Source organism: Novosphingobium sp. Fuku2-ISO-50 (genome assembly GCF_001519055.1).
Lineage (GTDB): Bacteria > Pseudomonadota > Alphaproteobacteria > Sphingomonadales > Sphingomonadaceae > Novosphingobium.
Genome location: NZ_KQ954290.1, coordinates 83,935 through 107,382, shown reverse-complemented (window position 1 = coordinate 107,382; position 23,448 = coordinate 83,935). Strand labels below are relative to the sequence as shown.

The following is a 23,448-nucleotide window of genomic DNA, read 5'->3' as shown; positions in this document are numbered from 1 at the left end:
TCCGCGCATGACCCGATCCCCCGCCGCCGCCCGCTCGACATCCGTCTATGGCTGGTATGTCGTCTTTGTCTGTACCGCGGCCTATGTGCTGTCGTTTGTCGATCGTCAGATCCTGTCGCTGCTGATCGGGCCGATCAAGGCCGATCTCGGGATCAGCGATACGGCCTTTGCCCTGCTCCACGGGTTTGCCTTTTCGCTGTTTTACGCAACGCTCGGCATCCCCGTGGCAGGCCTGTCGGATCGCACGTCGCGTCCGGGGGTGATTTCGGCGGGCATAGCCGTCTGGTCGCTGGCCACAGCCGCGTGCGGGTTGGCGGCCAGCTTTGCCGGGCTGTTTGCAGCGCGGATCATGGTGGGCGCCGGCGAGGCCGCGCTGTCACCGGCCAGTTATGCGTTGATCAATGACCTGTTTCCGCGCGAACGGCTTGGCCGCGCGATCGGGGTCTATTCGCTGGGCTCGTTCTTTGGGGCGGGCCTTGCCTTTCTGGCCGGTGGCGCGGTGATCGCGGCGGTCAGCGGGCACGGCGGGCTTGCCATCGGTCCGCTGCATTTGCGCGTTTGGCAGGCCTGTTTCATCCTCGTCGGGCTGCCCGGTATGGCGCTGGCGGCGCTGGTCGCGCTGACCGTCCGCGATCCGCATCGCCGCACGGGTGAACCGGTGCCGGGGCTTGGCGCGGTTTTGACGTTCCTGATGCGGCTGCGCGCCATCTTCGGGCCGCATATCTTCGGCTATGTCATGTCGGGATGGGCGCTGTTTGCCACTTTGGCCTGGGCACCGGCCGTGCTGACGCGCGGCTATGGCTTCGGCACGGCCGATGCCGGGTTCTGGCTCGGGCTCAATGCCATCTTTGCCGGAGGCGGCGGGGCTTATGCCAGCGGCTGGCTGCTGGACCGGCTGGCGCGGGCCGGGCGGGCCGACACCACGTTTCTGGTGGGGATCGTCGGCGGGCTGGGTTCGGCGGTGAGCGCGATCCTGCTTGCGCTGGCATCGCGACCGGTGGCCGGGGTTCTGGCGATGGCCTGCCTGCAGTTCTTTTCCTCGTTTCCGATCACGCCGTCCAGCGCGTTGACGCAGATGGTCGCGCCGCGGACCATGCGCGCGCGGATTTCGGCGCTGCTGATCTGCGGCACCGGGCTGATCGGGGCGGGGTTGGGCACGCTGCTCGTCGGGTTGCTCAACGATCATCTGTTTACCGCGCCGGGCGGGGTGGTGTTTTCGCTGGCGATGATCGCGGGGCTGGGCGGCGCGATCTCGGCAGCGATCCTGGCGGCCGGTTGCCGCCCGATGCGCGCCTGGGCCTTAGCGGCGGGCCGGTAGCGCCGCGATGGCGGCCAGCAGATCCTTGCGCACGGGGCCGGGGCTGCGCAGCCAGTGTGCGCGCAAGGTGGCCACTTCGGCGGTCTGGTAATCATGGAAACCGGCGGGCAGGTCGGGGCCCATTGCGCGCACCAGCCAGTTGAGCAGCCGCGCGACGTCCGCATCGGACAGCTTTGCGGTGGCCACTCCGGGGACTTGCACCAGATATTCGCGCCCGCCCGGCACTTTCAGGAAATCGGCCAAGGCGCCGCGCATCGCCGGGACTTTCCCCGCCATGCCTTCGCCACCCGGCAAGTGGCAGCCCTGACAATGCAGCGCATAGTCGACCCAGGCGCGATGCGCTGCGGCAGAGTCGGCCGCCTGCGCGGGCGTGGTCGTCGCCAGCACCAGCGCCAGCCAACCGGTGCTTGGGGCGCGGACGGGCCGCATCAGTCGGCGGGGCCGAGGACTACCGAAGTCGAACAGTGATAGGCAATGCCCGCCTGCGTGCCGAGGCACCAGTCGAGGTCGTTCGAGGTGCTCGGCTGATAGGTCGGCGTGGCGCCTTCGTCGCGCCCGCACTGGCAACGCCCGCAGGCCGCCTTGCCGCAACAGTCGTTGTAGCTGATGATATAGGCGCGCCCGTCGACCGGATTGCGGCAGGTGCCGACCCAGGTGATCGGCGAGGGCTCTGTGCCCGGCGGGCAGGACGAGGCCGAGCCGCCGCAGCAGGCGCACAGGAACCCGTCGATACCGCAATAGCGCCAGTAGTCGCAACTGGTGGGATCGCCCTGTTCCTGCGGCTGCAGCGCCTGTGGGCCTTTGGCGGCATAAGCGCGCGAGACCGGCAGCAGCGGGGCGACGGTTCCCACCGTCAGCCAGGCGCCCAGCCGACCAAAAAAGCTGCGGCGCGAGCTGTTGCGCGCGGCAGAGCGGGCCATGATCTCGGTTATGCGGTCGATACGGTTCATGTCGGGGCGGTTCATGGTCTGGGCGTCCTCAGTTCTCTGACGCGGCTTGGGCTTGCAGGCGCTTGTAGTCCTGCAGCGAGGCAACGCCGAGGCGCTGGGCTTCAAACAGGCTTTCGAGGTGTTCGCGATTGTTGACGAGGCCTTTGGCAACGATCGTGCCCGCCGCGTCGATCAGCACCGCATGCGGCAGTTTCGACACCTGATAGGCAATCCCGAGCGGCGTCGACAGCACCAGCGGAAACATCTCCAGCTGTTCGCGCGCGACCATGCGGGCCTGTTCGTCATGATCGCCGTCGCTGGCCAGCACGACCTGAAGCGCATCGCCGGATTCGCGCGCGATCTGCTTGACCACCGGCAGCAGCGATTTGCACACCGGGCACGACGGCGAGAGGAAGAACAGCAATGTCGCGCGGCCATCGCCCGATCCGCCGAGCCGGACCGTGCGCCCGTCGATCGCTTCGAGCGTGAAATCGGGCGCGGCGCTGCCCGCTTCCGGGCCGCCCGGCAGCACCAGCGCGCCCACCGGCCCCAGTCGTTCGTGCAGCATGCCGACCTGGCGCACCAGGGCCAGTACCGCGAGCGCGAGCGCGATCACCACGATCCACAAGATCACCACTGCCGCGAGCAGGATTTCGTTCATGCCGGTCATGGCGTCGCTTCTGCAAGGGGGGAGGGCTGGATCACGGTCAGATCGCTGCCGATTCCGGCGATCTTGCGGATGACGCGCCCGCTTGCCGGATCGCGCACGTCGAGCATGCCCGATCCGAACAGAGCGGTGTAGAGCAACGGAGCGGCATCGGCGCTGATCGCCACGGAACTGGCCGGATGATCGAGCGGCAGGCGGGCAAGGCGTATGTGTTTGGCCACGTCATAGACCCAGATTTCGCTGCCCGGCTCCTTCTGCGTGTTGGGCCCGCCCTTGTGCATCAGCACATAGAGCCGCCCGCTCGCGGTGTGATAGGCCATCGGCTGCGTGCCGCCCGGTCGCCACCCGGCGCCATCGGTGCCCTGCAGCGACCAACGCGCGATCAACGCGGGCCGGTCGGCCTTGACGCCGGCTTCGACCGCTTCACCGGCATACGTGAAAAACAGATAGCGTGCCGGGGCGATCCTGACGGGGCGCTCGCTGGCCGGGTCTTCGGGCCTGAACAGCGTTGCGGACGTGGCGCCGAGCGTGATCTGGCCGTCTTCGCTCATCTGGCCCACTTGCAGCGAGCCGTCGGCGCATTGCATCATGAACTGGCGCGGCCCGGTCATGTGCATGGCACCGCATCCGGGCGTGGCAAATTCGCCGACGAACTTGCGCGCGGGAATGTCGACCACGCTGATCGTCTGTTCCGGAGTGAAATTGTAGATCAGCGAAAAGCGACCGTCGTCGGTGAGCGGCTCTGCGTTGAGAAAGGGGATGGTCTGGATGCGCTTGGGCGGAATGGACACTTCGGCGCCGGGGGCCAGATCGCGAATGGCGTAGAACGTGATCACGTCTTCGCGCTTGCCGCGCATGCCGCGGGAATAGAATGTCGCGGGCACCGCCACGGTCTTGCCGTCGGGCAGGATCTGCACCACGCCGTGGCCGTTTCCGGCGCTGATCATGCCCAGCATCGTGCCTGCATCGGCATCGACGAGATAGGCGCGGCCATCGCTCATGTGATTGAAGGAAATGTCGTTGATCCACACCCAGTGCGGCTGCATGCGGTCCTTCAGCTCGACCACGCTCAGCGTTTCGGGTTGCAGCACCGGGGGCCGGGTCGGCGTATCGGCAGCAGCCGGATGGGCCAGGGCCATCGCGGCCCCATGCAGCGCCGCGAGCGCCGCGCGATGCAGATCACGTCCTGATTTGGGTTGGGCGGACATCGCGTTTTCCTCTGGCGACTTTTCTTCTGGCGGCTTTTCTTCTGGCGGCAGGGGTGAGCTTACCATTTGACGCCCAATGAGACGCCATAGGTGGCAGGCTTTGCATACATGCTGGTGGTGCCGAGTGCCCCGAGGTTCAGGGTATAGGCCCGGTACGCCTTGTTGAACACGTTGCGGCCAAACAGTTCGACAGTGAATTTGTCGCCCGGCGCCGTCCAGGTCAAGGACGCGTTGGAGACGTTGTAAGCCTTTTGCAGCGACGAGGCGCCGTTGGTCACTTCGAGGAACTGGTCGTCATACCATGCGCCGTCAAACTGCCCGGCGAGGTTGCCCCAGGCAAAATCGTGATCATAGCGGATCACGTAGTTGGCGCTGAAGCGCGGGGCATTCGGCAGGCGGGCATTGGCGACGGCCTTGGCCGGATAGTTGCAATAATAGTTTCCGTTGCCGAGATCGGTGCAATAGTCGGGCGCAGGGCTGCCCGGGACGAGCACAGACAGATATTCGCTGCCGGTTGTCTCGACGCTGTCGACTTTGCTGGTTTCCCACGTCGCGCCCAGATTGACATTGAAATGCTTCGCCGGGGTGAGAAACGCTTCGAGCTCTGCGCCGGTCGCCGTGGCGTTGCTGTTGACCACCTGGGGTACGTCGTCGATCAGCGCGAAGGCCTGATAGTTCTTGTAGATGTAGTGATAGGCGGTGCCGCTGAAGCGAATGGTGCGCGCGGCGTTGGACCATTTTACACCGGCCTCGATCGCGTTGAGCGTTTCGCCCAGATGCTGAAAATTGGCCGCATTGACGCTGGGGGAAAGCGAGAAATTGCCGCCTTTGATACCCCGGTTCCACGACACGAACAGCATGGTCGACGGGGTCGGCTTGTAATTCAGGGCGACGCGCGCGGCCCAGTCGCCCTTTGCGATGTGATCGATTCCGGGGATCTGTGCATCGAACGTCTGGTTGGTGGCGAGGGCGACCGATTGCCCGGTATCGGTGATTACCGAGGTATAATCGACATGCTTGTTGTCCTGCGACCAGCGCAGTCCGGTGATCAGGGTCAGATCGGGGGCAAGATCGTATTCGGTCTGGGCAAAGACCGACCAGTTCTTTGAAGACAGCCGGTAGGTTTCATGATCGGCCGGATCGATGCCGGGCAGCCCGACCGACAGCGCCGCGCCCAGCGCCGGATTGCCGGTGGTGACCGTGTCGCCGCGGATCAGCATGTCGAGGTAATAGAACCCGGCCTGCCAGCGGAAACGCGAAAGCTCGCCCGAAAGGCGCAGTTCCTCGCTGAACTGGGTATAGCGCGCCTCGGTCTGGAATACGATCAGCGGCAGCGCGGTGCCGTCGCCATCTTCCTGGTATTCCTTGTGCAGCCAGGTGTAGTTGGCAATGTTGGTCAGCTTGGCAAAGCCGAGATCGTATTGAAACTTCGCCTGGTAATCGTCGATCCGGCGGTTGAGATAACCCGGCGTGTTCGAATAGTTCGTCCACGGGCTGGCCGGGGCGCCGGTCAGACCGTTGACGGGGCCGCCGGTGCCGTTGGACAGGCCGGCGGAATCGGTCGAACAATAGCCGTTGGCCTCGATATTGCAGTTGTCGAAAATATAGCCGCCGGTGGCGACATGGTCGTCCTGGCTGTGCTTGATCCACAGATCGAGCTTGCCCCGGGTGCCGATGTCGGCCTGAACCGTTCCGCGCAGGGCCCAGCCGTTCTCGCCGCCCAGCGCCTGGCCGTCGCTGCCGTCGCCGGGCTTGATATAGCCGTCGGCCTTGTTGATCCGGCCTGCGATGCGAAAGCGCAGGCCGCTGATGATCGATCCGCCCAGCGCGCCTTCGAGCGAGCGATGGTTGAAGCGTTCCCAACCGGCCGTGGCATAGCCGTTGAGATCGGCTTTCGATGCGTCTTCGGACAGATATTGGATCAGCCCGCCCGTGGCATTGCGCCCGAACAGCGTGCCTTGGGGGCCGCGCAGAACCTCGACGCGCCGGATATCGAACAATTGCCCCGAAATCCCGTTGATCGATCCCATGTAGGCATCGTCGACATAAACGGCGACCGGGCTTTCGAGATAGTCGGTGAAATTGTTCTGCGAAATGCCACGCAAGTTGAAGATCGTCACGTTGGGCGACCAGGCATTGAGCTGCAGGCCGGGGACGTGCTCGGTGATCTGGGTGGTGTCGGTGATCCCCAGCTTGCGGATCTGGTCACCGGAAAATGCGGTGATCGCGATCGGCACCTTCTGCAGGTTTTCGCTGCGCTTGGTGGCGGTCACCACAATGTCGCCAAAGCCCGCATCGACCGGTTTGGCGCTGTCTTCGGCGGGCGCTGTCTGGGCGTAGCAAGGCGCGCCAGCCAGCAACATCGGCAGGCAGATGGTCCGGATTCCGACTTTCATGATGGCGTTGCCCCCCCCGTGTGCACATTGCGACAAGGCCACGCGAACGGGCTTTGTCCAGCGACTCATTGTCATAAAAAATTCATAAAAATCAATAAGATAAAAATTCGCAATACGGACATTCGCTGCGCATAGCGGTTTGCGGCCACGGCGCGGATGTGCTCGTCTGGCGGGTTGGCGCGGGTGCGGTTTGCGGTCGGGCGGATCCGTCGCGAATAGAGGCGCGTCCTGTACAGGGCGTTGCGCGTTGCGGATAGCGGGCCCGGCCTATTTGGTCTGCAATCGGCGGCATGTCGATCCTGCCTGCCCACTCCGAACCGTCCTGTGCCGATACGGCGAAGGAATCCTGCGCACTGCCTGATCCGCATGGCGCTCTCGCGGCGGCCTGCTCGCGCGGTGCCGGGGAATGGCGCGTGGCGATCAAGGACAGCCTCGATGTTGCCGGTCTGCCGACGCGGCTGGGCAGCGCGGTGCTTGCCGATGCGGCGCCGGCTGCGGCTCATGCAGAGGTGGTCGCGCACTTGCTCGCCGACGGACGCTGGCGGATCGTCGGCAAGGCGAACATGCATGAATTCGCGTTTGGCGTGACCGGGGTCAATCCCCGCTGCGGCACCCCGGTCAATCCGTGCTGGCCCGCGCGCATTCCGGGCGGATCGTCGAGCGGATCGGCGGTGGCTGTGGCCGGAGGCCTGGTCGACATGGCGATCGGGACCGATACCGGCGGATCGGTGCGCATGCCCGCTGCCTGTTGCGGCGTGACAGGATTCAAGCCGACATACGGGCTGGTCAGCCGTCGGGGGGCTTGGCCGGCAGAGTCATCGCTCGATTGCGTCGGCGTTTTTGCGCGCGATGTGGCCATGGTCGAAGCGGCAATGACGGCGATCGTGCCGGGATTTGCCGTCGCGGACGAACCGCGTGCGCCGGTGCTCGGGGTTCTCGATCCGACCGTCGCGGACGATGTCGGCGACGCGGTGGCTGCGGCGATTGCGCGCTGGGGGGGCGCCTGCCGGTCGCGCGCCTTGCCCGGGCTCGAGGCGGCGTTCGATGCGGGCATGGTGATCATCGGGCGCGAAAGCTGGCAGGCGCTGGCGCAGTTTGCCGACGATCCGGCGATGGGCGAGGACGTGCGCGCGCGCATTCTTGCAGGTCGGGATCATGCGCCCGAACGGCTCGCTGCGGCAGAGGCGGTGCGGCAGGTGTTTTCAGATGAAGTCGATGCGGCGCTGGCCGGGGTTGATGCGCTGGTCCTGCCGACGCTGCCAAGCGTGCCGCCGATGCTGGCAGAAGCGAGCGATCCGCGTGCGGTCCTGCCGCTGACCCGGCTGGTGCGCCCTTTCAATCTTTCGGGCCATCCGGCGATTACGCTGCCGGTGCTTACCGCACAGGGCTTGCCCGCCGGGGTGCAGCTGGTCGGACGCAAAGGGGGCGATGCGGCACTGCTCGCCCTTGCGCGCTGTCTTTGGCGCGGCCTTGACACCTTTCACGCAGGAGACTGATCATGGCAACCACAGCAGAGCCGGCAGCGACATCGTCCGCCGGCGAGCTCTTCCAGGGCGATCGGGGCGACAGCCGCCTCTATCGCGATCCGGCGCTGTTCGCCGAAGAAATGGACAGGATTTTCAAGAAGACCTGGGTCTGGGTCGCCCACGCCAGCGAACTGGCCGGGCCCAATACCTTCAAGACCACCCAGATCGGCGCGCAGCCGGTGCTGGTCACCCGCGACAAGGCGGGCAAAGTCAACGTTCTGCTCAACCGTTGCCGCCACCGCGCCGCAACCGTGTGCGAAAAGAAGCGCGGGCGACAGTCCGTGTTTGTCTGCCCCTATCACGGCTGGTCCTATGACCCGGACGGCACGCTGCGCAAAGTGCCGCACAGCTGGGGCTATGAAGAAGGCTTCGACCCCGCGCAGTTTCCGCTGCAATCGCTGCGTGTCGACGAATACAACGGGATGATCTTTGCCACGTTCAATCCGGATGCGCCCGACCTTGCCGAACATCTCGGCGCGGCGCGCAAGTGGATCGACCTGTTCATGAAACAGGGCGCAGGGTTCGGCGTGAAAGTGCTGGGCGAGCATTCGTTCCGGTTTCCGGGCAACTGGAAGATCCAGCTCGAAAACACCACCGACGCCTATCATTTCCCGATCGTGCACAAGACGTTTCTCGACAGCCTCGACGAGGAAACCGAGAACGTGTTCGACGTCCTGGGGCAGGGCGGCTGGGTCGAGGATCTGGGCAATGGCCATTCGGTCATGGTGATGATCCCCGCGCTGGTAGATCTGGAACACGATCTCGATGCGCCGATTCCGGAACGCTTTGCCGAGCTTGCGCAGGCGCTGCGCGATGAAGGCCATGACGAGGCGACGGTGCGCAAAGTGGTGCGCGCGGTGGGTGGCACCGGCTTCAATCTCAACATGTTTCCCAATATTGCCTGCTCGATGGCGTTTTTCCGGGAATTGCGCCCGATTTCGGTCAGCGAGACCGAAGTGCATCACATCGCGATCGGGCTGGATGGCGGGCCCGAACTGGCCAACCGCATGCGGCTTCGGCTCCACGAACATTTCCAGGGCCCGCTGGGCTTTGGCACGCCCGACGATGCCGAAGGCTGGGAACGCGTGCAACGCGGCGTCCAGGCGGGCGACGACATGCCGATCATGGTCAATCGCGGGGTCGCCGCGCCGCAGGGCACTGCCGAGCCCGGTCATGACGCCGGTGACGTCAGCTCCGAAACGGGGATGCGCGCGGCCTATCGCATGTGGAAAAGGATGATGCAGGGATGACCACCTCGATTTTCGCGCCCACCACCGCCACGCCTCGCGTCGCACAGGTGATCACGCTCGCCGAGGCGCAGGCGCTGATCTGGCAGGAAGCCGAACTGCTCGACACGCTGGGCTACAAGGCGTGGCTCGATCTGTGGACCGCCGAAGGGTACTACGTCATTCCCACAGAGCGCGGTGATGGCGACCCGGTCGTACAGCTCAACTTGCTCTATGATGACGACGCCATGCGGCGGATGCGGGTCAAGCGGCTGACTTCGGGCTTTGCCATGGCGTCGTCCCCGCCGGCGCGCACGGTGCGCACGGTGTCGCGCTTTGTCGTTGCCGCATCGGAGCCGGGGCTGATCGCGGTGCGCGGCGCGCAGATTCTGGTCGAATACAAATATGACCGCACCCGGATCATCGCCGCCGATGTCACCTATCGCATCGTCGCGACGGATGACGGGCTCAAGCTCGATCAAAAGGTCGTCACGCTGATCAATGCCGACGATCCGCTGCACGGTATCGGCTACCTGCTTTGACCGGGCCTTGCGCGCGAGAGTGGTGATCCACTTTCGCGCGCGACAGATCCGTGATCGCCTGTTCCCCGCCTCAAGTCTTGGAAATCCGGGATGAAGTCCTTTTCGCTTGCGTTCTTTACACTCCTTGCCGGTGCGACCGTGCTTCAGGCGACGCCGCGTCCGGTGGCGAATGTCGATTGGCGTCAGCATGGATTGAATGCCGCCGAAACGCGTTTCAGCGCTCTTTCCGCGATCAACACCGGCAATGTCGCCCGGCTGGGCGTGGCCTGGTCGGCCGATTTCGACGCGCGTTCGCTGCGCGGGGTCGAAGGCACGCCGCTGGTTGTCGACGGGGTGATGTATGCCTCAGGCCCCTGGGGCAAAGTGCTCGCGCTCGACGCGCGGACCGGGCGCCGCCTGTGGAGTTTCGATCCGCAGATCGAGGGGGCCTACGCCCGGCGCGGCTGTTGCGATGTCGTCAATCGCGGGCTGGCCTATGATCGCGGGCGCCTGTTCCTCGGCGCGTTCGACGGTCGGTTGATCGCGCTCGACGCGCGGACCGGGCGCCGGTTGTGGAGCGTGCAGACGACCGACAAGGCGCAGAACTATACCATCACCGGCGCACCGCGCGTGGTGAAGGGCAAAGTGATCATCGGCAACGGCGGTGCCGAATATGCGGTGCGCGGCTATGTCAGCGCCTATGACGCGGCGACCGGAAAGCTGGCCTGGCGGTTCTATACCGTGCCCGGAGATCCGAAAAAGGGTTTCGAGAACAAGGCGATGGCCATGGCCGCCACGACCTGGTCGGGCGAATGGTGGAAAGTTGGCGGCGGCGGCACGGCCTGGGATTCCATGGCTTATGACCCCGATCTCGATTTGCTGTACATCGGCGTCGGCAATGCGGGGCCATGGGATCGCATGGTTCGCTCAGGCGGCAAGGGGGACAACCTGTTTGTCTCTTCGATTGTCGCGCTGCGCCCGGAAACCGGGGAATATGTCTGGCATTTCCAGGAAGTGCCGGGCGACGAATGGGATTATACCGCAACCCAGCACATGATCCTGGCCGACCTGACGATCGCCGGAAAGCCGCGCAAGGTGCTGATGCAGGCGCCCAAGAACGGCTATTTCTATGTGATCGACCGGCAGACCGGGGCATTCATTTCGGGCACGCCCTATGTCCCGATCAATTGGTCAAAGGGGCTCGATCCCGTGACCGGTCGGCCGGACATCGTGCCGGCAGCGCGCTATGCCGAAAACGGCGCACCCTGGCTCGGCCTGCCATCGCCTGCGGGCGGGCATAGCTGGCAACCAATGAGCTATGACGCCGGGCGCGGCCTGGTATTCCTGCCCACAGCCCAGATGCCCTATGGCTATGTCGCGGCAAAGCCGGGCGAATTTCGCTTCGATCCGCGCGGCTGGAACACCGGGCAGGATCCGGCGAGTTCGTCGATGCCCGAAGATCCCGCCGTGCGCGAGCAGATCCGCGGCATGATGAAGGGCGCGCTGATTGCCTGGGATCCGGTGGTCGGCAAGCCGCGCTGGAGCGTGCCGATGCCGATGCCATGGAACGGCGGGGTCCTGGCGACCGCCGGGGGACTGGTTTTTCAGGGCAATGCGACCGGCGAATTCGCCGCATATGCGTCGGACAGCGGGCGAAAGCTGTGGTCGGTCGATCTGGGCACGGGGATTGTCGCGCCACCGGTCACCTATCGTATCGGCGGCGTCCAATATGTGTCGGTGGCGGTCGGCTGGGGCGGCATCCTGCCGCTCAACATGGGCGAAGCGCTGGCAAAGGCGCAAAGCCCGCGCGTCAACCGCATCGTCACGTTCCGGCTCGACGGCAAGGCGGCCTATCGCCTGCCCCCGGTTGCCCCGCTCGACCTGCCGCCCTTGCCGGCCAGTGCGGGCGATCCGGCAGTGGTCGCCGAAGGCCGCACGCTCTATCATGTGCGCTGCTGGATGTGTCATGGCGACAGCGCGGTCAATCGCGGCGGTGTGCCCAACTTGCGCTATTCGCGGGCGATCGTCACCCCCGACCTGTTTGCCGCCTTTGTCCTTCATGGCGCCGCCGAACCGCTCGGGATGCCCAATTTCGGCAAGGAACTGACTGCGCCGCAGGCCGAAGCGATCCGCGCCTATGTCGTCAAGCGCGCGATCGACCTGAAAACCGTGCCGGACCAGCCGTGACGGCGCGCTTCTTTCAACTCCGCTTGCGCAGCGTTTCGGAGGGCAGGCAGCCGTATTGCTGGCGATAATATTGGGCGTAACGCCCGAAATTGACGATGCCGCATTCGAGCATCAGTTCGGTCACGTTGGCTTCGCCATTGTTTTCGAGCAGCGCGGAATGCAGCCGTTCGAGACGGTGACGCCGGACATATTCCAGCGGGGTGACGCCGAGGAAGTGTTTGAATCCGTTTTGCAACGATCGCACGGAGACCCCGACTTGCGCCGATAGCCCGCTGATCGAGATGGTTTCTTCGAGCGACTGGTGAATGATTTCGCGCGCACGGCGGACATGCCGGGGCGAAATGTCGTTGCCATGCAGCGCGATCTGTTCGGAATAGGAATTGCAATAATTGCCCAGCAGCAATTCGGCCAGCAACATGCCATATTGCTTTTGCACCCGGCGGTTGCCCATGATCGCCGGGCCCAGCCGAAGCTGCTCGCCGATATGGTGCAGCATGCCGCGCCAGACCAGCGGCAATTCGCGCCCGCCCTGCTTGCCGGGGTAAAAGCGCAATTGCCGGTTGATGGGAATATGCAATTGCTGGCCGATATATTCGGTGCAGATCGCCACCGGCAGACGCACGGCAAGGTGGCGGCATTGCGACGTCATGTGCACGCGCAACGGATGGTCGGGTGAGCTGACCAGCATCTCGTCGCGGCGCAGCAGGTATTTTTCGCCGTCGGCCCACATCGTCGTTTCGCCGTCGAGTGCAAGGTGGACCAGGACATGCGCTTCGCTGAGGTGGGCCTCGATGGCGACGTCTGCGCCGTATTGCAGATCGACGAGATGGATCGAGCCGACTTCGGCGCTGTAGATTCGGGCATCCATTGCCGCCGGGCGCCCGCAATCAAAGCGATGGCGCGACAGCTGCCTTGACAGGACTTCATGCACGTTTTCGGCACGATCGGAATAAAAACTGTTTATTCCCGGAACCTTGCTATCGGCGAGTGCAGCAAGCATGACCCAACCCCTCAGTTAAGGATGCGCGCGTCGTTGATGATGATGTACCCATGCGTACCGAATGCGCAGTCGGTATGATATTTTTCGGAACCGACATCCGGTTTGCAATCGAAATGACATACTTCGCCCGGGCGTCTGTCAAGTCGTCAAACGGCGGCATCTGCGCCATCGGCATGGACTTTGCGCGATCCGGATAGCGGTCGGCGAAAGCGGCGCCCTATCCCTGCGGCTCTCGCTGCTACTGGCACTGCTACTGGAGCCCTCTCGATGTCCGACACCATTTGCGAAGCTCCGACCCTTCAGCCGGGCACCGGTGCGTTTCTGGCCGAAACGCACGGGCTGGTGATCGACGGGGTATCTGTCCCCGCACGCAGCGGCGCGCGGCGCGATGTGATCAACCCGGCGACCGGCGCGGCCATCGCCGGCGTGGCCGAGGCGGGCGCCGACGATGTCGCGCTGGCCGTTGCCGCCGCGCGGCGTGCGTTCGACAGCGGGATCTGGTCGGGGCTGCGCCCGGTCGAGCGCGAACGGGCACTGTTGCGCCTTGCCGACCTGATCGAGCGCGATGCCGCCACGCTTGCCGAAATCGAAGTGCTCGACAATGGCAAGACGCTGGGCATGGCTCGCTACGGCGATCTCATGCTGGCTGTCGACACGACGCGGTATATGGCGGGCTGGGCGACGAAGATCGAGGGCAGCACGATCACGCCGTCGTTTCACTATGTGCCGTCCATGCGCTTTGCCTCGCACGTGATCCGGCAACCGGTGGGTGTGGTCGGCGCGATCATCCCGTGGAATTTCCCGCTGGTCATGGCGATCTGGAAAATCGCGCCCGCGTTGGCCGCTGGATGCACCGTGGTGCTCAAACCTGCCGAAGACACGCCGCTCGGCGCGCTTTATCTTGCGCGACTGGTGGCCGAGGCGGGGATTCCGGCAGGGGTGGTCAATGTCGTCACCGGCGCGAGCGCGGCAGGCGTGGCACTGGTCGAACACCCCGGCGTCGACAAGATCGCCTTTACCGGTTCGACCGAGGCCGGTCAGGACATCCAGCGCCGCGCCGCGGCGACGATGAAGCGCCTGAGTCTGGAACTGGGGGGCAAGAGCCCGGTGGTGATTATGGGTGATTGTCCGGTGCCGATGGCGGTCGAAGGCGCGGCGGGCGCGATTTTCTTCAACCAGGGCCAGGTCTGCACTGCCGGATCGCGATTGCTGATCCATCGCAGCCTCTACGAAGAGGTGCTCGCCGGGCTCGGCGCGCTGGCGGACGGCATGGTGGTCGGCGACGGGTTCGATCCGTCGGTGCAGATGGGGCCGCTGGTCTCCGCCCGGCAGCGCGATCGGGTCGATGGCTTCGTTCAGGGCGCTTTGGCGCAAGGGGCGCGGCTGGTCGCAGGCGGTACGGCGGTGGCCGGTCCGGGCTTTTTCTATCGCCCGACGGTGCTGGCCGACGGCACGCCCGACATGACCATCTGTCGCGAGGAAGTGTTTGGCCCGGTGGTCATCGCGATGCCGTTCGATACCGAGGAAGAGGCGCTCGCGCTTGCCAACGATACGCGATTTGGTCTTGGCGCCAGTATCTGGACTCAAAGCCTGGGCGTCGCCAACCGCTTTGCGCTCGCATTCAAGGCGGGCAATGTCTGGGTCAATGCGCACAACCTGCTCGATCCGGCAGTGCCGTTCGGCGGTCATCGCATGTCCGGCTATGGCCGCGAACTCGGTCACGCACCGCTCGAATTGTACACCGAAGCCAAGACGGTGACCTGCACGCTGCTCTGATCGTCAGCATGCGTTGGCCGCTTTGGGCTTTTTGAAAAAGAGCGCGAAACCGCTGCGTTTCGCGCTCTTTTTGTCATGTGAGGGCGCCCCGAAAAAGCCTTGTAGGCGCGGGCGGGGTTGCTTGCTGAACACGTATAGGTCTTGCCGATTGCGTATAGCAGGCATCGGGCCAAATCAGGATGCTCAATCCCACAACACGGCCACCATCCGGTTAGAGCCGTGAGCAACTCCCGGGCAGGCAAATGTCTTTGCACAACTTGCCCGGGCAACTCGCCAAGTGGGGGTAGAAATGATCAAATTGTCTCGCCGTGCATCGCGGTCTCGTCTTGCGCTTGCTGTATTTCTGGGCACTGCCGCGCCGGTTCTTGTTCACAACGCCCATGCCGAAGCCGATGGCGCAACGCCCGCGTCTGCATCGGCAAATTCGGGCGGTGGGGCAAATTCGGGCGGTGGGGAAAATTCGGGCGGTGGGCTCGAAACGATTACCGTGACTGCGCGCAAAACGAAGGAAAATCTTCAGGATACGCCGATCTCGATCTCGGCTTTTTCCGGCGGATCGCTTGAGCAGCGGCAGATTTCGTCGGTTTCCGGAATCGACAAGGTCGTTCCCAATCTCGTCATCAGCGAAACCGCGCCGATCGGCGGCAGCAGCGCTTCGGCATCCTATTTCATTCGCGGGATCGGCCAGACCGACTTTACCCAGAATACCGAGCCGGGCGTGGGGATCTATGTCGACGGCGTCTATATCGCGCGATCGGTCGGATCGCTGCTGCAACTGGTCGATGTCGACAGCATCGAGGTTCTGCGCGGGCCGCAGGGCACGCTGTTCGGGCGCAACACGATCGGCGGCGCGATCTCGCTGACGACCAGGAAACCGTCGAAGGATCTCGGCGGCGATGTCTCGGCCACGCTCGGCTCGGACATGCTGCTCCAGTTCAAGGGTACGCTCGACGCGCCGATTTCGGACAAGATCCTGACCAAGGTCACCTTCTTTTCGCGCACGCGCAATGGCTATCTGACCCGCGCCAGCGACGGGATCGACCTTGGCAACGAAAACAAGTTTGCCGTGCGCGGCGATGTGCGCCTGTTGCCGACCGACGATTTTACGATCGACATCTCGATCGAAAAACAACGCAACCGCGAACACAGCGCTGCCGAACAACTGCTCGCAGCCTTTCCCGATGCTGCGTTTCCGGCATACAACAACAACGTGCTGCAAGGCGCGACGTGCGGCGCCAATCCCGCAGCGGCGGTCTGCTACAACAGTCAATGGGTCAGCAAGAACGGCAAGGATTATGGCACGGGGCCGGCGGTATCCAACGCCGATGTGTTCGGCCTGACCGTCACCGCGACCTGGCAAGTGCCCGAACCGGTGCTGGGCAGCGACATCGCGGTCAAGACGATCACCGCCTGGCGCAGCCTTGATTCCTATTTCACCGACGATCACGATCACAGCCCGATCGTGATCGACCGCACGGCGGACTATTATAACCAGCGCCAGTTTTCGCAGGAATTTCAGATCACCGGCACCTCGAAGCTGGTTCACTGGGCGGCGGGCGCCTATTATTTCCATGAAAACGGCACCGATGCGAACTATGTCGATTTTTCGATCGGCAGCCTGCTCAGCGGCGGCGCGGTTCAAAACAACAGTCTGGCCGGCTATGGTCAGGCGACGATCAACCTGACCCAGGCGTTGTCGGTCACCGGGGGCATCCGCCACACTTCGGAAAACAAGAACTTCATTCCCGACGAATACTACCTGACCGATTTCGTGGCCAGCGCGACGCAGATCCTGCCCGCAGGAACGCCGCAGGTACTGCCGGGCGCGGTCGGGCACATTCACAACACCGAGACCAATTTCCTTGGCAACGTGTCGTACAAGCTGGCCCGCGACATCATGGCCTATGCCAATTACAGCGACGGGTTCAAGTCGGGCGGGTTTACCCAGCGGCTTGCCGGACCGCCGTTCATCGCGCCGCCCGCGTTCGCGCCCGAATATGTCAAGGTCTATGAAGCCGGGCTGAAAAGCGAACTGTTCGATCGGCGCTTGCGGCTCAATCTTGCCGCGTTTCAGACCGACTACAAGAACATCCAGCTCAATGTCCTGTCGCCGGGGCTGCCCAACCCTTTCACGATGAACGCGGCCAAGGCGCGCATTCGCGGCGTCGAGGGCGAGGCAAGCGCCAAAGTCGGCGGTGGCTTCGATCTCAATGCCTCGTTGGGGTATCTCGATGCGAAGTACCTGGCGGCCAGCGGCGGGATCATCCTGCAGACCGTGGCGGGCAACATCCCGGTCGGGACCGGCCTCGTCAACCTCAACAGCAAGTTCGTCAACGCGCCGAAATGGTCGCTGTCGACGGGGCTGTCCTATACCGCGCACACCGCCCTGGGCAAGATCGTGCCCCGGATCGACTGGTCCTATCGTTCGGACACCTATCTCGACGCGCTCAATACCCCGCAATTGCACCAGTCCGGCTATGGCCTGTGGAATGCGGGCATCAGCTATACCGACAACAGCGCGCTGTGGACGGTGAGCGCCGGGATGAAGGACATCTTCGACAAGCGCTATCTGGTCAGCGGCTATGCCGATACCAGCGCTTCGGGGTTGATCGAGGGCGTCTATAACCGTGGCCGTGAATGGCAGGTCGAAGTGCGCCGCAAGTTCTGAGTTTTCTTTCCGCGACGTCATGCAAAAGGGGCGCGGCGGTTGATCCCGTCGCGCCCTTTTCCGTTACGCCGTCGCCATGAGTACCGACCTTGCGATCAGCGTCTGGGCCCAGTTGTCGGGCAGCTTGCCGATGAACAGATTCTCGGTGCGATACTGCGAAATGCGCCATCCGGCGTCCGTCTTGCGGAACCGGACATGGAGGCGGCTCGACCGGATCAGCGAGGATCCGTCATCATGGACCCACGGCTGGAATTGCACCCAGTTGCCTTCGGCACGGTCGCCGCTTTCGGCAAAAAGCTGCTCGGCGGTCAGGTAATGGGTGTTGAAGATCTGCCGTGGGTTTTCGGCTGCATAGAATTTGCGCATGTGCGCCGCAATTTCCGCAGGGCCCCGATGCGCGCCGAATTGCGCGCCATGCGCGCCGCCGACGCCTTGCCACATCGCATCTTCGGTAAACAGGGCGCCGATCGCGGCGGCGCGGTCCTCGGGCGCCATGCCTGCTTCGGGCAAAGGGGAATCGCACAGGAACATATAGCGCGCCAGAAGCCTGCGGGCGGCGGATTCGGCTTCGAGCCGGGCGACCTGACTTTGCAACGCGGCAAGTGCGGCAGTGATGTCGTCCACGATGGGATCCTTTCTTGCTGAACGAAGATGATCCGCAGCCTTGCGCGGTCGGCGGGCCGCCGTCACGCGGCCGGCGCACTGCGGCGCAGCTTTGCTTCGCGAATTGGCCATGGCTTGCGCGTGGCGGCGCAAGCGGGCGCTCCCGTGGGCGCCGATCCGGCAATTTCGGGGTTTCCCGCATTTTTCGGATCGCGGCGATTGCTTGCGCTTGTCGCATAGCGGCTGCGCCCGGATTGGGGGACCAAGCCCCCTGTCGGGCCTGCCCGCCCGCGACGAAAGGGGTGATCATGGCCGTCCTTGAAGTGCAACCGATGCAGACCTCCGGCGATGCCCTGGCAAAGCTGTTGGCCGCTGCACGAGCGCGGCGCGGCGAATTCGCCGCCAATCAGCAGATCAGCGCCGATGTTGTCGAACTGCTCAAATCCGCCGGGGTCTATCGGGCCTGCGTCGCAAAGCGGTTTGGCGGAGACGAAGTGTCGCCGAGCGAATTTCTGCGTCTGATCGAAAAGATCTCTGCCGCCGACGGATCGACGGGCTGGGTCGCAAGCTTTGGCGTTTCGGCGATGTATCTCGCCTCGCTGCCGGTCGAAACCCAGGCGCAAATGTATGCCAAGGGGCCTGACTCGATCTTTTCGGGCATGATCTTTCCGCCCCAGCCGGCCCTCCCGGTCGAGGGCGGGCTCGAGGTATCGGGGCGCTGGAGCTGGGGCAGCGGTTCGACCGGGGCCGACTATATCGGCGTCGGCATCAAGGTCGATGGCGGCAGCGATACCGGCGGGCTGCCGCTGGTCGCGGTCATGCCGGCCGAACGGGTCCGGATCGAGCGTAACTGGGATGTGATAGGGCTCAAGGGCACGGGCAGCCATGATGTCGTTGTCGACAAAGTCGTGGTGCCGCGCGAATGGACGTTTGTGCGGGGGGCAAAGCCCAATCTCGATGGTCCGCTCTATCGCTATCCGGCGATGTCGCTGGCGGCGCAAGTGCTGGCAGTGGTCGCGCTGGGCGTCGGGCGCGCTGCGATCGACGAGCTTTTGGCTTATGCGGGCGGGCGGACCTCGATTACCGGAGCGCCGGTGCTGGCCGATCGTGCCAATGTTCAGACCGACCTTGCCCGGGCGGAGGCGCAGCTGCGTTCGGCGCGGGCGTTTTTCTACGAAGCGACCGACGATGCCTATGCCACGCTGCAAAAGGGCGATCCGGTCAGCGTGCGGCAACAGGCCATGCTGCGCCTTGCGGCGAGCCATGCTGCACGGGTCGGCGAAGACGTGACGTATGCGGTCTATCGCATGAGCGGGACCAGCGGGATCTTTGAAAGCCATCCCGTTGCGCATTACTTGCGCGATGCGCTGATCGTGCCGCAGCATGCTTTCCTGGCGGACGGCACTTTCCAGAGTGTGGGCAAAGTGCTGTTCGGCCTCACGCCGCCCCCCGGCTTTCCCTGACCGCACGCATTTTCCGAGAGAGGATCCAATTCATGACCGATACCCGCCTCCCGTTGCGCGTGCTGCTGTGCGGCGCGGTGCTTCAGGGCTTTTTCGATCTGCCGTCGACCGAAATCGGCAAAGTCTGGACCGCGACCGGCGAATTGCTGCGCGGCATTCGCGATATTCCGGGCGTTGCCATCATCGGCACGATCGATGACGATCAGACCATGGTCGGCACATCGCCGACCGGCTGGCCCTGGACGTTTTACATCCTAGCCGATTTTCCCGATCGCGATGCGGTGGTCGCGGCGTGCAACCTTTTGCGCACGATCCATGTCGAGGAATACCGGCTGTGGAAATATATCCGGCTCGAAGCACGCCTTGGTCGCGAACTCGTGATTCCGGAGCTTTGATCGTGGCAGGAACCGTTCTTGTTACCGGCGGCGCGCAAGGGCTGGGCGAAGCCCTGGTGCGCGCATTTCATGCCGCAGGGTATCGCGTGGCGATTTCCGACATCAATCTCGCCGGGGCTGCGGCGCTCGCCGATCGGCTGGATCCCGGCGGCACCACGACGTTTGCCGTGGCGCTGGATGTGACCAGCCCCGACAGCTTTGTCGCTGCGCGCGATGCAGTCGTCGCGCGCTGGGGCTCGGTCGAGGTTCTGGTCAACAACGCAGTGATCACCGTGGTTCGCCCGGTGCTCGACATCACACCCGACGAATTTGCCCGCGTGCTCGAAGTCAATCTGCATGGCACGTTCTTTGGATGCCAGGTGTTCGGGCGCTATTTCAAGGAGCGCGGGTTTGGCCGGATCGTCAATATCGCCAGCCTTGCCGGGCAGAACGGCGGCACCGCGACCGGCGCGCATTATGCCGCGAGCAAGGGCGGGATCATCACGCTGACCAAAGTCTTTGCGCGCGATCTTGCACCCTTTGGGATCAGCGTCGCCGCGATCGCCCCCGGGCCGCTCGATCTGCCCAGTGTCCGCGCGCTGGTTCCCGCCGACAAGCTGGCCGCGACGGTGGAGACCATCCCCGTGCGCCAGTTGGGCGATCCGGCGTTCATCGCGCGGACCGCCGTCCACCTCGCAGGCGCGGATGCCGCCTTTGCCAATGGAGCAGTGTGGGATGCCAACGGCGGCCTCTTCATGCGTTGACACGACCCATGCCCAGGCGTTTCGCGCCGCGATGGCGACACTGGGCGGGACGGTCAATGTGATCACCACCGATGGACCATCGGGGCGGCACGGGATGACGGCGACTGCGGTCTGCGCCGTCAGCGATGATCCCGCGTCGTTGCTGATATGCGTCAATCGCAGTGCGCGCCTGCACGAAGTGCTGGCAGCCAACGGCGTGTTTTGCGTCAACATTCTTGCCGCCGGGCAGGATGCGATCAGCCAGGCTTTTTCCGATCGCTCGCTGTCGATGGACGAGCGGTTCGGCAGCGTGGGGCCGCTCATCGAGCTCGAACCCGGAGTGCCGGCTCTGGCCGATGCGCAGGCCGCGCTCGCCTGCCGGGTGACGATGGTGATCGAGGCCGGGACGCACAGCGTGTTTATCGGCCATGTCACCCGCATTCATCAGGGCAGCGGGCATGGCGCGCTGGTCTATTACGGGCGGCGCTATCATCACCTCATGCCTGTTTGAGGAGCGGACGCCGCCGGACGGTTTCGCCGCCCGCAGTGTGGGGGCGCAAGAGCCCCCACACCGGCCCGTCTCAACGGCTGATCCGGCCAATAGACATCAAAACTTGAGCGAGGCCTGCAAAGCGATCGTGCGCGAGCGTTCGAGCATCACCGATTGCGTGCCGATGAACGGCGTCGGGAACGAAAAGGCGATACCCTTGGCATTGGTCAGGTTTCGCCCGATCAGCCGCACTTCCCAGCGATCACCGGCAGGGGCGACGGCCAGGCCGAGATTATAGGTGGTAAAGGCATTGCCCATCACCGATGCCGCCGGGTCCTGCTGATACGATCGGCTGGATCGATAATCGATCGAGCCGTCGATAATCGCGTCAAGGCTGCTCGTCATCGGTTCGCGCAGCGAAACCCCGCCAGACCCGCTCCACTTCGGCGCGAGCGGCACGATTTGCCCGGTATTGCGGTCGTGGGCATTGTCATAGGTGTTGTTGAGAAAGACCCGCACACCCTTGACCGGCACCCACCATGTCTGAAGCTCGAAACCGGTGCTGCGCAAATTGGTATTGAAGATGTCGAATGAAACGCCGTTGAACGTCACGACCTGAAAGTTGTCGACGTTTGTCTGAAAGACCGACAGGTCGAACAGCCAGCGTCGGGCGCTGTCCTGCGCCTTGATCCCGGCTTCCACCGTGCGGGCCGTTTCGCTGTTGTATCCCGACTGATCGAGATACGTCGCGGACGAAGCAAAGCCCCCGCTCTTGGTGCCTTTGCCATAGCTGACATAGCCCATGATGTCGGGCGTTATCGCGTATTGTGCGCCAAACGAATAATCGACCGGCTTGTCACGCCGCCCCATCGTGAACGGGGCATAAGGTGGAAATACCGCCTCGCTGTAGAGCCCGGGCGTCAGCACGAGACGATCGAGATCGACGACTTTGTGTTCATTGGTATACCGCAAGCCCGCCACGAAATGCAGCTTGTCCGAAGCGTTGTACGTGCCTTGACCGAAAACGGAAAAAGTGTCGGTCTTCTGGAAAAAATCATTCTGATAGGCGCCGGTGAAATTCACCCCTTCTACCGGGCCAAACGGATAATTGGCGTAATTGTAGGAAACCGTCTGGAGCTCGTTGTGCAGATAAAGCGCGCCGACGAGATATTCGAACGGTTGATGCGCGGGCGACACGAAACGCACTTCCTGCGAAAACTCGCGCGAAATTTCGGCGATCGCGCGGGTGGCATAGTCGCCGGGCAGGAACGCGAGGTTCATGTTGTTGGCGTCGGTGTAATGCGAATAGGCCGTGACCGAGGTCAATGTCCCGCCGCCGACTTCGATGTTGACCGTTCCTGCGGCGCGATCGACCGCAAGGCGCTCGAACTGCTCGGTCCCCTTGCCATTGAGCCCGACCTGGTTGGTATCATCGAGGCTGGTGCTGAGCGGAGCCGCGCCCGCAGCGGTTGCCAGTTGTTGTGCCAGCGGGTTGACCGTGGCGAATTCGGTCATGTTGCCGTAATTGGTGGACACATCGTGCTGCACCATCAGCGTGGCGTCGATCCCGCTGGTCGGTTTCCACACCAGTACCCCGCGAACCGCGTCGTCGCGGGTGCGTGGCGCTGCCCGCCCGCTGTAACTGTCGCTGACCCAGCCTTCATCGTCGAGCGTCTGTCCCGACACGCGCAAGGCCAGATTCTGCGTGATCGGCAGATCGAGCCCGCCGGTGACCAGAGTGGAGCCCTGTTCGAATTCATACGATGCGCGCAGATCGCCTGCAAAGCTGTCCCCCGGCTTGCGCGTGATCACGTTGACCGCGCCGAGGCTGGTGTTTTTGCCCAGCAGTGCCGCCTGCGTCCCCTTGATGACCTCGATGCGGCTGACATCGAACATCGACGATGCGAATTCGCGTCCGCGCGGCGCATAGACGCCATCGACGAACAGGCTGACCGAACTGTCGAACGATGTCGCGCCGGGGGCAGATCCGAGCCCGCGCACGGTCACGCCGATTTCCGCGCCGACCGGTCCTTTCGCCAGATTGAGCCCCGGTGCCACGTCGGCGAGTTGCAGCAACGAGGCCGATCCGGTCATGGCCAAGGCCTTTTCGCCGACCACGCCGATCGAGATCGGAATCGACTGCGCCGTTTCGGATCGCTTGCGCGCGGTGACGATGATGTCCGGAACCGCACTGGCGGCAGGCGCCGCGCTGTCATTGGCAGGAGCAGGGGCAGGGGCAGGAGCAGGAGCAGGGGCGGCGGGTGACGCTGCGCTCTGCGCCTGTGCGGGCACCGCGACAAGCCCTGCCTGACATGCGCATGACAGAAGAAAATACCGAATTTTCATATTGCTC

19 protein-coding genes are annotated in these 23,448 nt (G+C 64.0%); 11 read left to right on the top strand and 8 right to left on the bottom strand.

The features are described 5' to 3' along the window. The first annotated feature begins 7 nt into the window (after positions 1-7). Positions 8-1,318, top strand: a complete 1,311-nt coding sequence (locus AQZ50_RS10025) for an MFS transporter (protein ID WP_067746247.1) — start codon at positions 8-10, stop codon at positions 1,316-1,318. Here AQZ50_RS10025 and AQZ50_RS10020 read toward each other — a convergent pair. From AQZ50_RS10020 to AQZ50_RS10000, 5 genes are read right to left on the bottom strand one after another with little or no spacing between them, the layout of a single operon-like run. After that, entirely contained in the window at positions 1,301-1,747 is a 447-nt protein-coding gene (locus tag AQZ50_RS10020; RefSeq protein WP_067746070.1) for a c-type cytochrome, read from the bottom strand. The two genes, AQZ50_RS10025 and AQZ50_RS10020, sit on opposite strands and share 18 nt — an antisense overlap. Continuing rightward, entirely contained in the window at positions 1,747-2,268 is a 522-nt protein-coding gene (locus AQZ50_RS10015; RefSeq protein WP_067746068.1) for a methylamine dehydrogenase light chain, read from the bottom strand. Before AQZ50_RS10015 ends, AQZ50_RS10020 begins: the two co-directional genes overlap by 1 nt. A gap of 28 nt (positions 2,269-2,296) precedes the next feature. Further along, a complete protein-coding gene (gene mauD, locus AQZ50_RS10010) occupies positions 2,297-2,917 on the bottom strand; it encodes a methylamine dehydrogenase accessory protein MauD (RefSeq protein WP_231730211.1) in 621 nt (206 codons plus the stop codon). After that, positions 2,914-4,122, bottom strand: coding sequence for an amine dehydrogenase large subunit (locus AQZ50_RS10005; protein ID WP_067746067.1), 1,209 nt, complete (start codon positions 4,120-4,122; stop codon positions 2,914-2,916). Before AQZ50_RS10005 ends, mauD begins: the two co-directional genes overlap by 4 nt. A 59-nt stretch (positions 4,123-4,181) precedes the next feature. Continuing rightward, positions 4,182-6,518 carry a TonB-dependent receptor gene (locus AQZ50_RS10000; protein WP_197412447.1) on the bottom strand — a complete coding sequence of 779 codons (2,337 nt, stop codon included), beginning with the start codon at positions 6,516-6,518 and terminating at the stop codon, positions 4,182-4,184. Positions 6,519-6,808: 290 nt separating this feature from the next. Between AQZ50_RS10000 and AQZ50_RS09995 the strand changes: the two genes are divergently transcribed. From AQZ50_RS09995 to AQZ50_RS09980, 4 genes are all read left to right on the top strand, one after another. Next, entirely contained in the window at positions 6,809-8,014 is a 1,206-nt protein-coding gene (locus AQZ50_RS09995; RefSeq protein ID WP_082703556.1) for an amidase, read from the top strand. Between the two features lie 2 nt (positions 8,015-8,016). Then, positions 8,017-9,294 carry an aromatic ring-hydroxylating oxygenase subunit alpha gene (locus tag AQZ50_RS09990; protein WP_067746065.1) on the top strand — a complete coding sequence of 426 codons (1,278 nt, stop codon included), beginning with the start codon at positions 8,017-8,019 and terminating at the stop codon, positions 9,292-9,294. Further along, positions 9,291-9,812, top strand: a complete 522-nt coding sequence (locus AQZ50_RS09985) for an aromatic-ring-hydroxylating dioxygenase subunit beta (RefSeq protein ID WP_067746063.1) — start codon at positions 9,291-9,293, stop codon at positions 9,810-9,812. Before AQZ50_RS09990 ends, AQZ50_RS09985 begins: the two co-directional genes overlap by 4 nt. Before the next feature lie 90 nt (positions 9,813-9,902). Then, positions 9,903-11,978, top strand: coding sequence for a PQQ-dependent dehydrogenase, methanol/ethanol family (locus AQZ50_RS09980; RefSeq protein ID WP_082703555.1), 2,076 nt, complete (start codon positions 9,903-9,905; stop codon positions 11,976-11,978). A 13-nt stretch (positions 11,979-11,991) separates the two neighbouring features. On the opposite strand, the gene AQZ50_RS09975 is transcribed toward AQZ50_RS09980, so the two are convergent. Further along, positions 11,992-12,978, bottom strand: coding sequence for an AraC family transcriptional regulator (locus tag AQZ50_RS09975; protein WP_067746061.1), 987 nt, complete (start codon positions 12,976-12,978; stop codon positions 11,992-11,994). A 267-nt stretch (positions 12,979-13,245) separates the two neighbouring features. On the opposite strand from AQZ50_RS09975, the gene AQZ50_RS09970 reads away from it, so the two are divergent. Together AQZ50_RS09970 and AQZ50_RS09965 are read left to right on the top strand one after the other, a co-directional pair. Beyond that, the gene (locus AQZ50_RS09970) at positions 13,246-14,754 is read left to right on the top strand and encodes an aldehyde dehydrogenase family protein (RefSeq protein WP_067746059.1); all 1,509 of its coding nucleotides are present in this window, start codon (positions 13,246-13,248) and stop codon (positions 14,752-14,754) included. A gap of 289 nt (positions 14,755-15,043) precedes the next feature. Further along, positions 15,044-17,422: a TonB-dependent receptor gene (locus AQZ50_RS09965; RefSeq protein WP_067746057.1), complete on the top strand. Its 2,379-nt coding sequence runs from the start codon at positions 15,044-15,046 to the stop codon at positions 17,420-17,422. 63 nt (positions 17,423-17,485) lie between these two features. On the opposite strand, the gene AQZ50_RS09960 is transcribed toward AQZ50_RS09965, so the two are convergent. Continuing rightward, positions 17,486-18,046: a nuclear transport factor 2 family protein gene (locus AQZ50_RS09960; RefSeq protein ID WP_231730210.1), complete on the bottom strand. Its 561-nt coding sequence runs from the start codon at positions 18,044-18,046 to the stop codon at positions 17,486-17,488. 287 nt (positions 18,047-18,333) lie between these two features. Here AQZ50_RS09960 and AQZ50_RS09955 point away from each other — a divergent pair, with 287 nt between their 5' ends. The 4 genes from AQZ50_RS09955 to AQZ50_RS09940 are packed head-to-tail and all read left to right on the top strand — an operon-like array spanning position 18,334 to position 21,116. Continuing rightward, the gene (locus tag AQZ50_RS09955) at positions 18,334-19,488 is read left to right on the top strand and encodes an acyl-CoA dehydrogenase family protein (RefSeq protein WP_067746055.1); all 1,155 of its coding nucleotides are present in this window, start codon (positions 18,334-18,336) and stop codon (positions 19,486-19,488) included. Between the two features lie 32 nt (positions 19,489-19,520). After that, entirely contained in the window at positions 19,521-19,883 is a 363-nt protein-coding gene (locus AQZ50_RS09950) for a hypothetical protein (RefSeq protein ID WP_067746053.1), read from the top strand. Between the two features lie 2 nt (positions 19,884-19,885). Beyond that, positions 19,886-20,626, top strand: coding sequence for an SDR family NAD(P)-dependent oxidoreductase (locus tag AQZ50_RS09945; protein WP_197412446.1), 741 nt, complete (start codon positions 19,886-19,888; stop codon positions 20,624-20,626). Beyond that, positions 20,598-21,116 (top strand): flavin reductase family protein, encoded by a 519-nt coding sequence (locus AQZ50_RS09940; protein WP_067746051.1) that lies wholly within the window; start codon positions 20,598-20,600, stop codon positions 21,114-21,116. The genes AQZ50_RS09945 and AQZ50_RS09940 overlap by 29 nt, the downstream gene beginning before the upstream one ends. A gap of 96 nt (positions 21,117-21,212) precedes the next feature. Here the strand turns inward: AQZ50_RS09940 and AQZ50_RS09935 are convergent, their stop codons facing one another. Next, on the bottom strand, positions 21,213-23,441 hold the full coding sequence (locus AQZ50_RS09935) for a TonB-dependent receptor (RefSeq protein ID WP_067746049.1): 2,229 nt from the start codon (positions 23,439-23,441) through the stop codon (positions 21,213-21,215). Positions 23,442-23,448: the final 7 nt, after the last annotated feature.

Bases quoted from the DNA above. Each gene is read 5' to 3' on its own strand.
- AQZ50_RS10025 (WP_067746247.1), top strand. From the start codon at position 8: ATGACCCGATCCCCCGCCGCCGCCCGCTCGACATCCGTCTATGGCTGG.
- AQZ50_RS10020 (WP_067746070.1), bottom strand. From the start codon at position 1,747: ATGCGGCCCGTCCGCGCCCCAAGCACCGGTTGGCTGGCGCTGGTGCTG.
- AQZ50_RS10015 (WP_067746068.1), bottom strand. From the start codon at position 2,268: ATGAACCGTATCGACCGCATAACCGAGATCATGGCCCGCTCTGCCGCG.
- mauD (WP_231730211.1), bottom strand. From the start codon at position 2,917: ATGACCGGCATGAACGAAATCCTGCTCGCGGCAGTGGTGATCTTGTGG.
- AQZ50_RS10005 (WP_067746067.1), bottom strand. From the start codon at position 4,122: ATGTCCGCCCAACCCAAATCAGGACGTGATCTGCATCGCGCGGCGCTC.
- AQZ50_RS10000 (WP_197412447.1), bottom strand. From the start codon at position 6,518: ATGAAAGTCGGAATCCGGACCATCTGCCTGCCGATGTTGCTGGCTGGC.
- AQZ50_RS09995 (WP_082703556.1), top strand. From the start codon at position 6,809: ATGTCGATCCTGCCTGCCCACTCCGAACCGTCCTGTGCCGATACGGCG.
- AQZ50_RS09990 (WP_067746065.1), top strand. From the start codon at position 8,017: ATGGCAACCACAGCAGAGCCGGCAGCGACATCGTCCGCCGGCGAGCTC.
- AQZ50_RS09985 (WP_067746063.1), top strand. From the start codon at position 9,291: ATGACCACCTCGATTTTCGCGCCCACCACCGCCACGCCTCGCGTCGCA.
- AQZ50_RS09980 (WP_082703555.1), top strand. From the start codon at position 9,903: ATGAAGTCCTTTTCGCTTGCGTTCTTTACACTCCTTGCCGGTGCGACC.
- AQZ50_RS09975 (WP_067746061.1), bottom strand. From the start codon at position 12,978: ATGCTTGCTGCACTCGCCGATAGCAAGGTTCCGGGAATAAACAGTTTT.
- AQZ50_RS09970 (WP_067746059.1), top strand. From the start codon at position 13,246: ATGTCCGACACCATTTGCGAAGCTCCGACCCTTCAGCCGGGCACCGGT.
- AQZ50_RS09965 (WP_067746057.1), top strand. From the start codon at position 15,044: ATGATCAAATTGTCTCGCCGTGCATCGCGGTCTCGTCTTGCGCTTGCT.
- AQZ50_RS09955 (WP_067746055.1), top strand. From the start codon at position 18,334: ATGGCCGTCCTTGAAGTGCAACCGATGCAGACCTCCGGCGATGCCCTG.
- AQZ50_RS09950 (WP_067746053.1), top strand. From the start codon at position 19,521: ATGACCGATACCCGCCTCCCGTTGCGCGTGCTGCTGTGCGGCGCGGTG.
- AQZ50_RS09940 (WP_067746051.1), top strand. From the start codon at position 20,598: ATGCCAACGGCGGCCTCTTCATGCGTTGACACGACCCATGCCCAGGCG.
- AQZ50_RS09935 (WP_067746049.1), bottom strand. From the start codon at position 23,441: ATGAAAATTCGGTATTTTCTTCTGTCATGCGCATGTCAGGCAGGGCTT.